The 14,522-nt window shown below is 64.3% G+C and carries 6 protein-coding genes and 1 pseudogene; 1 reads left to right on the top strand and 6 read right to left on the bottom strand.

Annotated elements, in window-relative coordinates; translation table 11 throughout:
- Positions 1 to 4: 4 nt before the first annotated feature.
- The 4 genes from kdpC to JNN06_RS00285 are packed head-to-tail and all read right to left on the bottom strand — an operon-like array spanning position 5 to position 4,444.
- Positions 5 to 538, bottom strand: a complete 534-nt coding sequence (gene kdpC, locus JNN06_RS00300; protein ID WP_291237603.1) for a potassium-transporting ATPase subunit KdpC — start codon at positions 536 to 538, stop codon at positions 5 to 7.
- A gap of 13 nt (positions 539 to 551) precedes the next feature.
- Complete coding sequence (gene kdpB, locus JNN06_RS00295) at positions 552 to 2,561, bottom strand: potassium-transporting ATPase subunit KdpB (RefSeq protein ID WP_291237602.1); 2,010 nt, start codon at positions 2,559 to 2,561, stop codon at positions 552 to 554.
- A 12-nt stretch (positions 2,562 to 2,573) separates the two neighbouring features.
- Positions 2,574 to 4,277 carry a potassium-transporting ATPase subunit KdpA gene (gene kdpA / locus JNN06_RS00290; protein ID WP_291237601.1) on the bottom strand — a complete coding sequence of 568 codons (1,704 nt, stop codon included), beginning with the start codon at positions 4,275 to 4,277 and terminating at the stop codon, positions 2,574 to 2,576.
- 47 nt (positions 4,278 to 4,324) lie between these two features.
- Positions 4,325 to 4,444, bottom strand: a complete 120-nt coding sequence (locus JNN06_RS00285) for a potassium-transporting ATPase subunit F (protein ID WP_291237600.1) — start codon at positions 4,442 to 4,444, stop codon at positions 4,325 to 4,327.
- A 262-nt stretch (positions 4,445 to 4,706) separates the two neighbouring features.
- Between JNN06_RS00285 and JNN06_RS00280 the strand changes: the two are divergent.
- A pseudogene (locus tag JNN06_RS00280) lies at positions 4,707 to 5,178 on the top strand (transposase).
- Positions 5,179 to 5,319: 141 nt separating this feature from the next.
- Here JNN06_RS00280 and JNN06_RS00275 read toward each other — a convergent pair.
- The gene (locus tag JNN06_RS00275; protein ID WP_291237599.1) at positions 5,320 to 11,112 is read right to left on the bottom strand and encodes a DUF3320 domain-containing protein; all 5,793 of its coding nucleotides are present in this window, start codon (positions 11,110 to 11,112) and stop codon (positions 5,320 to 5,322) included.
- A gap of 62 nt (positions 11,113 to 11,174) precedes the next feature.
- Positions 11,175 to 14,522: AAA family ATPase (locus tag JNN06_RS00270; RefSeq protein ID WP_291237598.1), on the bottom strand; the 3,348-nt coding region annotated here is incomplete at its 5' end.

Raw genomic sequence — 14,522 nt, 5'->3', positions numbered from 1 at the left:
GTGCCTATCTGGATACCGCATCCAGCGCGAGGTTCAAAGCCAGCACATTCACGCGCGGCTCTCCGATCAGGCCCCAGAGACGCCCCTGGGCCCTGGCCTCGACCAGCGCGCGCACCGTCTCGGGGGGCAGGCCGCGCGCTGCCGCCACGCGCGCGACCTGCGCCAATGCGTTGGCGCGCGAAATATCCGGGTCCAGCCCCGAGGCGGAGGTGGTGACCGCATCCGCCGCGATGCCCGGCGCGGCCTCGGCGGCGATCCGGTCGATCAGCTTTTGCGAGGTCGGCCCAAGATTGGACCCGCCCGAGGCCATCGGATCATGGCCGCCCGCCGACGGCCGGGGGTGGAAATAGCCGGGCCGGGTGAAGGCCTGCCCCAGCAGGGCCGAACCCACCACCCGGTCCTGCGCGGTGACCGGGCTGCCCCCCGCCTGCCAGGGGAAGGCCAGACCGGCAAGGCCGGTCATGGCCAGCGGATAGGCAAGGCCCAGAAGCAGGGTGAACAGCGCCAGAAGCGTGAAAGCAGGGCGAAGATGAGACATGGGTCAGGCTCCTTCAAGCCAGATGCAGGGCTGCAAGGCCAAGGTCGATCACCTTGATGCCGATGAAAGGCAGGACCAGCCCGCCCAGACCATAGACGGTCAGGTTGCGTCGCAAGAGCGCCGCCGCGCCCACGCGACGATAGGGCACGCCGCGCAAGGCCAGCGGGATCAGCGCCACGATGATCAGCGCGTTGAAGATCACCGCCGACAGGATGGCCGATTGCGGCGAGGACAGGCCCATCAGGTTCAGCGCCTGCATCTGCGGATAGGTCGTGACGAAAAGCGCGGGCAGGATGGCGAAATATTTCGCCACGTCATTGGCGATGGAAAAGGTCGTCAGCGATCCGCGCGTCATCAACAGCTGCTTGCCGATCTCCACGATCTCGATGAGCTTCGTGGGGCTGCTGTCGAGGTCCACCATATTGCCCGCCTCGCGCGCGGCCTGGGTGCCGGTCTGCATGGCGACACCGACATCGGCCTGCGCCAGCGCAGGCGCATCGTTGGTGCCGTCGCCGCACATGGCGATCAGGCGACCGCCCACCTGCTCGCGGCGGATATAGGCCAGCTTGTCCTCGGGCGTGGCTTCGGCAAGGAAGTCATCCACCCCGGCCTCGGAGGCGATGGCGGCGGCGGTCACCGGGTTGTCGCCCGTCACCATCACCGTGCGGATGCCCATGGCGCGCAAAGCGGCAAAGCGGTCACGGATGCCGGGTTTGATGACATCCTTCAGATGGATCACCCCCAAAAGCCGCGCGCCATCGGCGACGGCCAAGGGCGTTCCGCCCGAACGTGCCACCCGGTCCACCGCCTGCCGGAACTCGGGCGAGGCCGAGGCCCCGGCAAAGCGCAGCACGGAATCCACCGCCCCCTTGCGGATCTTGCGGCCGGCAACGTCGATCCCGGACAGCCGGGTTTGCGCGGCGAAAGGCACCAGAACCGCGCCGATCATCGGTTGATCCTCCAGCCCGAAATCCGACCGGGCCAGCGCCACGATGGACCGCCCCTCCGGCGTCTCGTCCCCCATGCTGGCCAGCAGGCTGGCGCTGGCCAGTTCCGCCGCGCTGACCCCCGCCATGGGCAGGAACTCGGTCGCCATGCGGTTGCCGAACGTGATGGTGCCGGTCTTGTCCAGAAGCAGCGTGTCCACATCCCCCGCCGCCTCGACCGCCCGCCCCGAGGTCGCGATGACATTGAAGCGGATCAGCCGGTCCATCCCCGCGATGCCGATGGCCGACAACAGCCCGCCAATGGTGGTCGGGATCAGGGTAACCAGCAAAGCCACCAGCACCACGACCGACACCTGCGTGCCCGAATAGCCCGCCAACCCCCAAAGCGTGACGACGGCAATGAGGAAGATCAGCGTCATGCCGGACAGAAGGACAGACAGCGCCAGCTCATTGGGCGTCTTCTGCCGCTCAGCGCCCTCGACCAGCGCGATCATGCGGTCGATGAAGGTCTCGCCCGGCGCCACGGTGATACGCACATGGATGGCGTCCGACAGCACGGTGGTGCCCCCGGTGACGGCCGAGCGATCACCGCCCGCCTCGCGGATCACCGGGGCGCTTTCGCCGGTGATGGCAGCCTCGTTGATCGAGGCCACCCCCGCGATGATCTCGCCATCCAGCGGGATCACATCGCCGGTTTCCACCAGCACCACATCGCCCGGCGCCAGCGTTTGCGCGTTGACCTTCTCGTAAAGCCCGTCATTGGTGTCGGGATGCAGCAACAGCTTGGCCTGCACGTCGCTGCGCGCCTGGCGCAGGCTTGCGGCCTGGGCCTTGCCGCGCCCCTCGGCCACCGCCTCGGCGAAGGTCGCGAAAAGCACGGTGAACCAGAGCCAGGCCGCGATCTGGCCCGAGAAAGCGTCCGGCGCGCGCAGCCACAGGAAGGTGGTCAGGGCGGCGCCAACCTCGGTCACGAAGATGACCGGGTTGCGCATCAGGCTGCGGGGGTCAAGCTTGCGAACCGAATCGCGGGCTGCCGCCGTCAGGATCGCCCGATCAAAAAGGGCGGGAGAGGACATGTTCAGTCTCCGTCAGAAAGTGGTCGCGGCGTGCATCAGCACGTGTTCCACGATGGGGCCAAGAGCGAGAGCCGGGAAGAATTGCAGACCGCCCAGGATCAGGATGACGCCAACCAGAAGGCCGACAAACAGAAGCGAGGTCGTGGGGAAGGTTCCCGCCGAGGCCGCCGCCCGGGGCTTGGCCGCCAGAGACCCCGCCATGGCCAGAACCGGCAGCACATAGGCAAAGCGACCCAGCATCATGGCAATGCCCAGCGTGGTGTTGAACCAGGGGGTATTGGCGTTCAGCCCGGCGAAAGCCGACCCGTTATTCCCCGCCGCCGATGAATAGGCGTAAAGCAATTCGCTCAGACCATGCGGGCCGGCATTGTTGAGGCTTGCCAGCGCCGCCGGCAACATGGCCGAAACCGCGGTGAAACCCAGGATGACCAGAGGCAGGATCAGCACGGCAAGGACCGCCAGCCGGATCTCGCGCGCCTCGATCTTCTTGCCCAGAAACTCGGGCGTCCGCCCCACCATCAGCCCCGCCACAAAGACCGCCAGCACGCTGAAAACCAGCATGCCATACAGCCCCGAGCCGACGCCGCCCGGCAAAACCTCGCCCAGCTGCATCAGCAACAGGGGCACCAGCCCGCCCAGAGGCGTCAGGCTGTCATGCATGGCATTGACCGCCCCGCAGGACAGCCCGGTGGTGACCGCGACGAACAGGGCCGTCATGGCCTGACCGAAACGAACCTCTTTCCCCTCCATATTGCCCATGGACGGATCGACCCCGAGCGCGGTGATCAACGGGTTTCCGGCGGTCTCAGCCCAATAGACCAGCGCCACGCCGCCAATCAGCAGCACGGCCATCACCGAGAGCAGCGCCCAGCCCTGCCGCTCGGAGCCCACCATGCGGCCAAAGGTGATCGGCAAGGCGGCCGAAATGACCAGCATCGCCCAGATCGCATGGATATTGGACAGGGCGGAGGGGTTCTCGAAAGGATGCGCCGCATTGGCGTTGAAATAGCCCCCGCCATTAGTGCCAAGCTGCTTGATCGCCTCCTGGCTGGCAAGCGGCCCAAGGGGCACAACCTGCTGCGTGCCCTCCAGCGTGGTGACATCCAGCGTCGCGAAACTTTGCGGCACGCCAAGCGCGACATAGGCCAAAGCCACGACGATCGACAATGGCAGCAGCAGGTAAAGGGTCGCCCGGGTCAGATCGACCCAGAAATTGCCCAGACTGCCCGCGCTGCGCGCGAAGGCCCGCGTCACCGCCATGGCCAGCGCAATGCCGGTGGCCGCCGACAGGAAGTTCTGCACGGCAAGCCCGGCCATCTGGCTGAACGGGCTCAGCGTGACTTCGCCGAAATAGGCCTGCCAGTTGGTATTGGTCAGAAAGCTGGCGGCCGTGTTGAAAGCCAGATCCGGCGCCACGCCGGGCAGGCCCGCCGGGTTGAAGGGCAAGACGCCCTGAAGCCGCAGGATGGCATAAAGCGCCGCCAGACCCGCGCCGCTGAAGGTCAGCATGGCCAGCGCATAGCTGGCCCAGCCTTGTTCTGCTTGCGGGTTGACGCCCGCCACGCGGTAAAAGCCCCGCTCAACGGGACCAAGAAGGGGGTGCAGAACGGTGCGTCCCCCGGTGAACAGCACCGCCATATACCGCCCGAGCGGCAGAGTGACGGCCAGAACCAAAGCCAATGTGACCGCGATTTGCAGCCAACCGTTGAGTGACATGGAGTATCTCGCAGGAATGAAAGGCGCCCGTCGGACCTTGCGGGAGGTCAGAACTTCTCGGGCGCGACAAGGGTGACGATCAGGTAAACGCCGAGAGCAAGCGCCACGATCAGGCCGAGAATGGCTTCAAACATCGAAACCTCACGCCCGCGCCAAAAGCGCGACATAGGCCGCCATCAGGCCGATCAGACCAAGGCCAAGGCCGCAGAACAAGAAATCCAGCATGGTTTGCCTCCTTTGGATGGGTCCGAAGGTGACATGGGGCCGCATTGGATTTCGATATGGAAAGCAGGGGGCGGGCATAAGGGATTTGCAAAGATCCCCGAGGCAAGACTTGCTCAGCCGGACCTTCGGGCTAGGGTCTGGACTAATTGGCTTGAGGCGGCCCGGTTGCGTGTTTCAATCTGCCGAACGGATGGGGGTGACGCGATGGGCAACCTTTTCTGGCTGACCGACGATCAGATGGAGCAGTTGAAACCGTTTTCCTCGAGGATCCCCAGCAAGCCGCGCGTTCATGATCGACGTGTGCTAAGTTGCATAATCTTCATCAATCGCAACGGCTTGAGACGGGGCGATGCCCCTCCTGAGCATGGCCCGCCAAAGACGCTATACAACCATTGGAAGCGGTGGGGTGACATAGGGGCTTCGCCAGGATGATATGGAGACAGGCTCTAAGGGCGCCGACCGAGTGGGTGATCGCGGACCGGGCCATGACGCTGACTGGTTCCGAGATGCGTTGAAAGACAAAAGAATACGCCCCTGCACCCCAATCCGTAACTCGCGCGGCAAAGCCATCCGCTGCGACAAACGACGCTATCGCCGCCACAACCGCATCGAGATCATGTTCGGTCAGTCGAAAGACTGGCGCAGGATAGCAATCCGCCATGACAGATGCGCGTAGGTCTTCCTCTCCGCCGTCGCCCTTGCCGCAACTGTCATCTTATGGCTCTGATCATTCAATGAGTCTGGACCCTGATCCCGGCACCGACGCCTTCACCTCCCGGGCCACCAGCGGATTCGCGGCAGGACCATGGGAGGCATATCAACGGGGCGCCGCTGATAGTTCCCGCCACGCGCGACAGGCGGAAAAATATTCTCGGGCATCCTTGGTCAGGCGGGCAACGCCAGCGAGACGGGCAAGTTCCAGATCGGTATCCTCAGCGGCGCTTATTCTTGCCAAGTTGCGATCAATCAGCTCCGCGATCTCCGCCCGGGAAATTTCGCGCAGCGAGCGTCCGTTCATCCCCCGGAACGGAACACGGTCACGAATGCTGCCGCAGACCCAGAGGAAACGGTTATCGTCCTCCATCGTGGCGTCGAATATGCCCTGCAAAGCGGAAATCCGCGCCTGAATACGGCCGCCGGTGCGCTGCCAGCCATGAAGCTGCGCAATGCGCCGCGCCAGAGATGCCGCCGGCATTGGACCCTCACTTTCGATGATCTTTTCCATCATCTCTAGGAGTTGGGGGGTATAGCTGTCGTCAAAGAAATGATCGGCGTCCGGGATGGCTGCGCGTTGCGTGCCAGCACGATCCGCCTGTGGCACAGTCTGTGCGGGCCCCTGTGCGAAAAGCATAGCGGGTTCACGATCAGGCTCCGCCGGGATGCTGTCTGGTGAGGCTGAAGTGGCAGCGATATCGGTCACAACCTCCGGGTCAGTTGTGCCCTGCCCCGAAGCATCTGCCCCCGGTTCTTCGGGCAACAGTTCGGCGCGGCGCGCCCGGTCGGCTTCCAGAATTTCCGTCAGGCTGGCATCGACGCGCTGGAGCGTGGCTTCGGGCGCACGAAACCAGTCGGTCGACCAGATCCGCAGGATCGACCAGCCGAGCCCCTCCAGGACCGCTTGCCGGATACGATCACGGTCGCGCGCCGTGGCCGAGGAATGATAGCGCGCGCCATCGCATTCAACGCCCGCGAGCCAGGCGCCGGCATGATCAGGATGGCGCACCCCAAGATCGATGCGAAAGCCGGAGACGCCGATCTGGCTGTGCACATCCCAGCCCTTTGCCACCAAAGCATCGCGCACCGCCTCTTCGAACGGCGAATCCGCCGGGCCGACCGAGCCACTGTCCTGCCCCGCCAGCGCCACCGCCCCCCGGCCCGCAAAATCGAGGAAGGCCTTGAGGTCGGCGACCCCGCGCGCGCGGGTCTTGTTCATGTCAATCTGATCGGCGGTGATCGAGGTAAAGACATGCAATTCTGCTCGCGCGCGCGTGACGGCGACATTCAGGCGCTTCTCGCCGCCATCCTTGTTCATCGCGCCGAAATTCATGGTGATCTTACCCGCCTGATCCGGGCCGAAAGTGATCGAGAACAGCATCACATCGCGTTCATCGCCCTGAATATTCTCAAGGTTCTTGACGATCAGCGGTTCCTCACGATCATCCGAAAAGAACCATTCAAACTCGGGGTTAGCCTTGCGCTCGGCATCGAGCAGGTCAAGGATCAACCCTTGTTGCTGCATATTGAAGGTGATGACACCCAATGTGGGGCGGTCATCTTCGGGACGCTTCAGCCATTCCGTCAGGCGTTTGCGGATGAAAGCCGCAATCGCGCGCGCCTCGTCCGGGTTGGTCGAACCTTTCGCGCGCTGATAGGTGCCCATCACCTTGTGCAGTCGAACCGCCTCGCCCGTTGCATCGGGTGAGGGGAAGGTCACAAGTCCGCCATCGTAGTAGAAGTGGTTCGAAAATGCGATCAGCGCCTCGTCCCGGCTGCGGTAATGCCAGTTCAGGCGATGCGTCGGAATGCCTGCTGCCGCGACTTCGTCAAGGATCGAGGGCATGTCCTTCTCGAACTCGGCCAGCTCGGCGCCGTCATCGGTTCCATCGTCGCTGCGGCCAAAAAAGTTGGTTGGCGGCAGCTGTTTGGGGTCGCCGACGATGATCGCCTGTCGCCCGCGCGCAATCGCGCCGATCGCATCCCAGGTCGAAATCTGCGAGGCCTCGTCAAAGATCACGAGGTCAAATTGCGCCTGCCCGGCAGGCAGATATTGCGCAACCGAAAGTGGTGACATCAGCACACAAGGCGCGAGCTTGGTAAAGCTCGTGGGCATATCTGCGATCAGGTTGCGGATCGCCTTGGTGGGACGCTGTAGGCCGAGCTGGTGGCGCAGCCCACCGAGTTCCGAATTGCGTGGCACCGCATCGCGGAGTGGCAGGTCATTGCCAAGACGGCGCATAACCTCGCCTGCTGCGAGACCGGCCATGGCGTCATCAAGCTCCCGAAAACGCCCGATCAGAGCATCATGCTGCCAATGCGCGAAGCCACGCAAGGTGGGTTCGGCATCCATAGCGAGGCGCAGCCACCAAGCCATGTAAGCCTGTTCAAAGGCCAGTCCGGTATCGGAGATGTCCGCCTTTTCCTCCAAGGCGGTGACCAGCGGCTCCAGTCCAGCGCCGATGCCTTCAGCCCGCGCCAAGCGCCATTTCAGCCAGTCGCCAAAGCGGTGCTGCAAGGCTTCCAGCCCGGCCAGCAAATCCTCCTGGCCAGGAGGCAGCGCGCCACCGAGAGCGGTAAAGGCGTTCTGCGCCGAAAGCTCTGCGCTGTCGGCTTGGCAGATCGCCTGCAACAGCGGCGCGAAAGCGCCACCCGATGCGCGCGAGAGCTCGGCCCGATGCATCTCGAGTTGCGCCTGAGGGAATCCAGCAACCCGCAGATGGCGCTCAAGCGCCAGAAAACTGCTCGCGGCCTCCAGCTCAGTACGGATACGGGCGATATCCGTCGCTTCATCGGAAAAGCCGGGCAGCGGTTTCAGTTCCGAGCCCGCAATTTCTTGGCGCGCGCGCAAAAGCTGTTTCAGCGCGGGCAGGTCGCGGGCCGGATCGGCGACGCCGGAACTGGCATAGCTTTGCAGCAGCCTGACCAGTTTCTTCTGCGCCATCCCCGCAAAGGGCCACGACTTGCCCTGTGCCTCGCGCCATTGCAGTTCCAGCGCGTCAAGCGGCATATCCGCCAGCCCCTCGTCGGGGTAGCGGGCCGAGAGCGCCGCCCGCGCCGCAGCGGCGCGCTCGAGGGTGGCAGTCAAGGCATGGAGATCGGCCTGTGCCGCGTCGGGGTCCCGCCAGGCGCTCGCCGAAATACCGGCGCCATCAAGCCGCTGGTTCGCAAGCCAGGAGAGGGCTGCCGCAACATCATCGGCGTCCGCGTCGGGCGCTGTCAGGCCGAGTTGCCGGGCCAGCGCCTGCCGCGCCGTCATTGCTGCCGTCCGGGCTTCGCGCAATATCTTTGCGCTGTTAAGATAGCTGTCCTGCCAGCCAAAGGACCATTCACCGTGATCCAGCAACGAGAGCGGCCCCGCCGGGTCGATGTCCGCAACGATCCGGTGTCGCTGACCCAGATCCGCGGCAAGCTGGCGTAGCCGGTGCCAGCTGGCGGCATCATGGCTGTCTTTATTGTCAAAACGCAGAGCAAAGCCGGGGGCCACCCCGGCGCATTTGCCAATCGCCTGATAGACGCTGAAACCTTGGGTCCCCGGGCGGTGCAGCGCATCGACATAGGCATTCAACTGGTCGCGGGTCAGCCGCAGATCCTCGGAAACGCGCACCCATTCCTCTGGCTTTGCAGCGCTTGCGCGATCCCAAGAACGGCCAAGCTGGGTCAGAACGGTTTTGCGATCCGCCTTGTTGGAATGCAGCTCCAGCACCGCATGGCCCAGCCCGTGACGCTCCAGCCTGCGATGCACCACATCAAGCGCCGCAGATTTCTCGGCAACGAACAGCACGGTGCGGCCACGGCCAAGCTGATCGGCGATGATATTGGTGATTGTCTGGCTTTTGCCCGTGCCCGGCGGCCCGATCAGCACGAAATCCCGTCCCTCAGATGCAGCAAGAACCGCTGCAAGCTGCGAGCTGTCCGCCGGCAGCGGGGCCAGAAGATCACCGGGTGCATGTTTGCGGTCGATATCCGAGGGGCGCGGCATCGGCGTCCTGGCGCCTTCAAAAGCCTCGGTCGGATTGTCAATCAGATGCGCGACCATGCGGCTTTCGCGCAAGGAATCCGTGCGGTCGACCAGATCCTTCCACATCAGATATTTGGCAAAGGAGAACGTCGAAAGCGCGAAATCCTCGACGATTTCAAACCCAGGCACATCCCTCACCCGCGCCCGCAGAATCTCCATGATGCGCGGGATGTCGAGACCGCTTTCGTCGCGCGGCAGCTCGCTTTCCAGTTCGGGCAGGCGCAGCTCGAAATCGCGTTTCAGCATTTCCAGCAGGGTGGAATTGATCCGCACTTCATCTTCCAGCTGGCTCAGCCGGAATTCCGACTGGGCCGAGCGCCGTTCCAGCCGGACCGGCAGCAACAAAAGCGGCGCGCGGTAAGAGCGGCTGTCGCCCTCGGACCGCTTCCAGCGCAGGAATCCGACCGCGAGGAACAGGGTGTTTGTGCCACCCTCGGCCATGTCGCTGCGGGCCTTGCGGTAAAGGTCGGTAAGACGATTTGTCATCTCGCGGGTGGTCAGCGATACCGCGATCTGGCCGCGCGCCAGAGCGTCACGGGCAAGCGACAGCTCGATCTGGCGCGCTTCGTCGGCTGACAGATCGCGCCCCGAGACCGCGTTCTCGTCTTTCAGCGCGAGCAGGCGAAAGCTCTCGCCATTGGCGAGGCGGTCTTCGGTGCCCGAAATATCAGGACAGATCATGGCGACCGCACCGCGCGTATCGCGGAAGTTCAAAAGCCGGTTGCCAAGCGAGAGATCCAGCAGTTTGCGCTGCCAGCGCTCCACCCGGCCCATCGGTGTCGCAGGCGCTTCTTCCGTCAACTCGCCGGGCAAGAGCCCAAGATCCAGCGGACGCGGCAGAGCGGCGGGCGCGGTTGCGTCCTGCTCCGCAGCAGGCCCATCCTGAATACGATGGCTTGCCAGCGGACGGATGCGCGCGGCGCGGGCGCGGTTGATGTCGACAGCCTGGATGAACTCGGCTTCCCGCGCCTCGGCCAGACGGTCGCGTCCGCTCTGCACCGCCTCTTCAAACCCGATGCTGGGGCGCTTGGTCAAAAGCGTCGTTTCCAGCGATACGAATTCACGCGAGACGACGGCCTTTCGCACCGTGACCACATCGGGCTCCACCAGACGGCCAAAGTCCTTTTTGACCAGCCAGAGGCCCACCCAGGCATGGCCATGCGAAAAGAGAACGGCCGTGTTCAGCCCCGCCGCCTCATAGGCCGCCGCCAGCAACAGCGTACTGTCGAGGCAGGTGGCAAGTCCTTCCAAGGCAATCCGCTCGGGGTCGCGAATCTTTTGGCCGATCCGCTCGAACGAAGCCGGCGGAACAGCATAGGTCAGGCCAAGCCCGGTTGCTGCCGACCAAATTGCCCCCGCGAGCATCCAGACCCGCAAAGGATCGCTGGATTGGTAGCCATCCATCGCGCCGGAATGCCCCGCCGCCTCCAGGATCCGCGACGCATCTTTGAGAATCCGTGCGATATACGGCTGGTTGGGCGAGACAAAGGCCGCGAGGATATTCTCCATCTCGGCCAAGCCGCCCCATTCGTCGCGCGCCAGCATCTCGATGGGGTAGGGGTGGGTGGTCTCTTCCAACCCCCGCGCGGTCAGCCGCAGTTCAAGCTGGCCGATCTCAGCTTCATCCAGCCCGCTCAACAGCACGGTGTCGAGCGGAGTCTCCAGATCACCCAGCTGCAGCGTGGTGCCTGCGGGAATACGGTCGATTGTCCAGGTCTTTTCGCGAAGGATCGCAGGATTGGCCGACAATGTAAGGCGGATATTTTCAACAGGGTCAGGACCGAAGTTCTCGATGCCAAGCCGTTTGATGATCGCCACGCCATTTTGCGCTGTAGCGAAATTCACCCTGGCCGCCAGCACCGGATGCAGGATCAAACCGGCTTTCTCTGTTTCGTCCAAGGTATCAATATCAGCAGGCATAGTTGGGTCTTTCAGATCTATAGTTCAATAATATTTGCATCCGGGCATACCGACATGGCGATATCGCAAAGGTGGCGATGATGTGTCAGATAGATCACCTGACCCACGCGCGACATGTCGGCTAATAGCGCAAAGGCCGCAGCCGAGCGGGTATCGTCGAAAGTTTCCATGATATCGTCAGCGATGAAAGGCACGGTGGGGCGGCTTTGCGCCAGCTCGTGATAGCCTGCAATGCGCAGCGCGAGATAAAGCTGGAACCTCGTGCCCTTTGACAGATCGGCAGCCAGCTTCGCGCCACCGCCGGAAGACAGCGCCACCAGCACCTCTTGCGCGCCATCCGGCTGCGCGGCGAGACCGGAATAAGCCCCCCGGCTGAGGCCGCCGAAGGCTTCTGATGCGCGGGTCAGCATGGCGCTGCGATGCTGGTCGCGATAGCGCCGCAAACCGGACTCCAGCGCGATCAGACCAAAGCGGCCTGCCAAATGCGTTTCGGCCCGTTCGCGTATTTCCAGCAGCAGATTTTCACGTGTGGCCGCGATACGGGCCAGCGCGTCATCGCCGCCCACGGCCTCGATCCGGCGCTTCGCCTCCAGATGGGCGGCAAGGCGAGTCTCGGTCTCGTTGCGCAGGATTTGAAGATCCGCCCTGAGATCGGCCATCCGCTGACGAATGGTCCCGGTATCCTCCCCCTCAGCCGGGGCTGGCCGGTCGCGCAGATTGTCTCGAATGTCCCCGATGTCCCGACGCAGGGTCGTGGCTTCGCGGCAGCGATCCAGATGGTCGCCCAAGCGGTCATCTCCTCTGGTCCAGCCGAGCGCGGCGCCAATCTCTGCGGCATCGGCATCGCGGGCATCCAGCACACGGCGGTCATCACCGTCCTGCAGCTGCTCTTGTGCGATCTGGCGTGCGAGGGTCTCGTCTTCGCGCGCGGCATCTTGGGCGCGCCGCAGACGGATGAGTATTTCGGGCCAGGAGACGTCATCGCCTTGAGAGAGCGCCGCTAGAACCGCAGCTTTTGCCTCGATAAACCGGCGCTGGTTGGCCTCCATCTTTTCAATGCGGTCGGTCAGGCCGGCAGCGGTCTGATACTCGCTGCCCAACCGATCAAGCAGGTCAAGGACTGTGCCAAGTCCCGGGTCGGTATCGGCGTAACCCGCAAGGATGCTGTCGTGGCTGGCCGCCTTCCAGCTCTGCCGCCATGCCTCATAGGCAGTGTCGGCATCGAGCTGGGCCTGCCTGCGCTCACGCAGTTCAGAGGCCAGCATCGCCAGCCTTTGCCGCGCCTCGCGACGGCGTTCCGCCGCGTCGATCCGCGCGACCGCACCGGCCAGCAGGATCTCGAAGGCTTCAGGCGGATCGCCGACCGACTTGCAAAGCACGGCGCCGAGCGCCCGGATGGCAGCGCCGTGCGCCTCTTTGCACCGATCGACTGCGGTTTCCGCTTCACGCAAGGCCGTGCGCTCTGTCAGGGCTGCGATCCGCAAATCAAGCCAGGCTTTCAGATCGGAAAGCCTGCTACCGGGCAGCCCAAGGGCCGCAGAGGCGGCGGCGATTTCCGCCTCGAGGCCGCGCTGCGCGGTCAGAGCCGCGTCAAGTCGTGCTTCGGCGCCCTCAAGCCGGGCGGCGGCGGTCTGCTGCGCCGCGAGGTCCAGTGCCTCGCGCCGCGCCGCAGCCATGGCCTCGGCGAGCAAAGCCGAAATCCGGTCATCCTCGCGCAGAGCCCTTTCAAAGCGCTGAGCGCTGTCGGCGGAAAGACCGGTCAGATGCGCAGCCCAAAGCGCTTCGCGGTTGCTGCGGGCGGTCACGGCATCTGCAAGGGTGACGCCGCTGGCCGTCTGGGCCGCACCACGTGCGGCCGTGTCGGAAATCAGGCGATCCATCTCCATGCGCAGCGCGCCTGCGTCGCGGCGGGCGTCAAGCTCTTGTTGCCGGGCGGTCTCTTGCGACTGTTCCCACTCTGCTATCCGCCAGCCTGGCGGGACGGCCAACGCCGCCAGCGCATCGCCATCCCCCCCATCGCCATCCCCTGTCCAAGGCGCTAGCGCAGCGAGGGCGCCGTCCAGTCTGCTGCAAGCCTGATCCCGGTCCCGTATCGCGCGCGCAAGCGCATCGGCTGGATCCTGCGCCCTGAGCCGCGCCAGAAGAGCGGCCAGCGCCGCCTCATCCTCGGCGGGGCCGGGATCGCCAAGTCGTTCCCGCTCGCGTTCCAATAGCGCAGCCGCCTTCCCGGTTTCCTGAGCGGCGGTCGCGGCAGTGCTTGCAAGACCGGAGCGCGCATTCAAAAGCGCCCGCAAGGTAGAGATCCGCGCATCAGGCAGACAGAGATCCGGCGGTCGGCCTTCCCGATGCCCCAACTGCACCAAAAGCGCCCTGACACGGGCATCGGCCTCTTCGCGCTCTCCACGGCGGCGCGGCAGATCCTTCACGGCGGTGTCATGCTCGGGCCGCAGCGCATCTGCCGTTTCGATAGCATGCGTCTGCGCGAGTGTATCAGGATCTGTGGCCAGCGCGGCGCGGCTCTCCTCCAGCCCCTGCACCCGCAAGGCGCGGTCGCGGAGACGATTTGTCAGATCCCGCCTGGCAGTGTCGAGTTGCGCGAAGCGTTCGAGCAATTCTGCCGGGACATCGGGCAGATCTTGCAAGGGGTCGAGCCGTTCTTCCAGCGCCGAGAGTTGTCCCAGCAGTGGCAGGGTTCCTGCCAGCTCTTGCAACCGATCGAGATCGGTCTGCGCGGCCTCTTCGCGACCACGGGCTTCGCGCCAGCCTTCTTCGGCGGTATGCGCCTCTCGAAGCAATTTTTGCAACGCTCCGGCCGAAACTTCCGTCTCGCGGCGCTGTTTATCCAGATCGACCAGCTGCTTCTTTGCGTCATAAAGCCAGCCGCTGCGCTTACCGCTGCGGTGAAACCCGTCGAGACCGGCGCGCAGAGATTCGAGCTGCGGCGCCAGCCCAGACAGCCCCGCGCTGGCCGAAAACAGCATCTCGCCCAGATCGCCACGGTTGGCGAGAATGCTGTCGCCACCCTTTTCCAGCGTCTCGTCGTCAAGCGAGAACATGGCGGAATAGCCGTCGCGCGAAAGCCCGCCAAGCATAGCCTGCAAAGCCGCCTCGGGGAGCGCGGCATCGTGCCGGTCCACGAGGCTCGCGCTGTTGCGTTTGAGCCGTTTGACATCCAGCGCGGCGCCGGCATGGCTCAGCCCGGCACCAATCTGCATCGTGGGCCCCGGATGAAGAAAATCAAAGCGCGAGCGCACAGGTATGCCGAACAGCAGATCCAGCCAGGCCGAGAATAAAGTTGATTTTCCGGCCTCGTTCGGGCCGTAGATGATATGCAGATCCGGGGAGCCTAGGTCAGGCTGCGCAAA

Source organism: Gemmobacter sp. (genome assembly GCF_016792925.1).
In the GTDB taxonomy this organism is placed as follows: Bacteria; Pseudomonadota; Alphaproteobacteria; order Rhodobacterales; family Rhodobacteraceae; genus Gemmobacter.
The sequence above is the reverse complement of the archived record's forward strand: the minus strand, read 5'-3'. Positions and strand labels throughout refer to the sequence as shown.

Excerpts from the sequence above, each read along its gene's own strand:
- kdpC (WP_291237603.1), bottom strand. The coding sequence starts at position 538 with ATGTCTCATCTTCGCCCTGCTTTCACGCTTCTGGCGCTGTTCACCCTG.
- kdpB (WP_291237602.1), bottom strand. The coding sequence starts at position 2,561 with ATGTCCTCTCCCGCCCTTTTTGATCGGGCGATCCTGACGGCGGCAGCC.
- kdpA (WP_291237601.1), bottom strand. The coding sequence starts at position 4,277 with ATGTCACTCAACGGTTGGCTGCAAATCGCGGTCACATTGGCTTTGGTT.
- JNN06_RS00285 (WP_291237600.1), bottom strand. The coding sequence starts at position 4,444 with ATGTCGCGCTTTTGGCGCGGGCGTGAGGTTTCGATGTTTGAAGCCATT.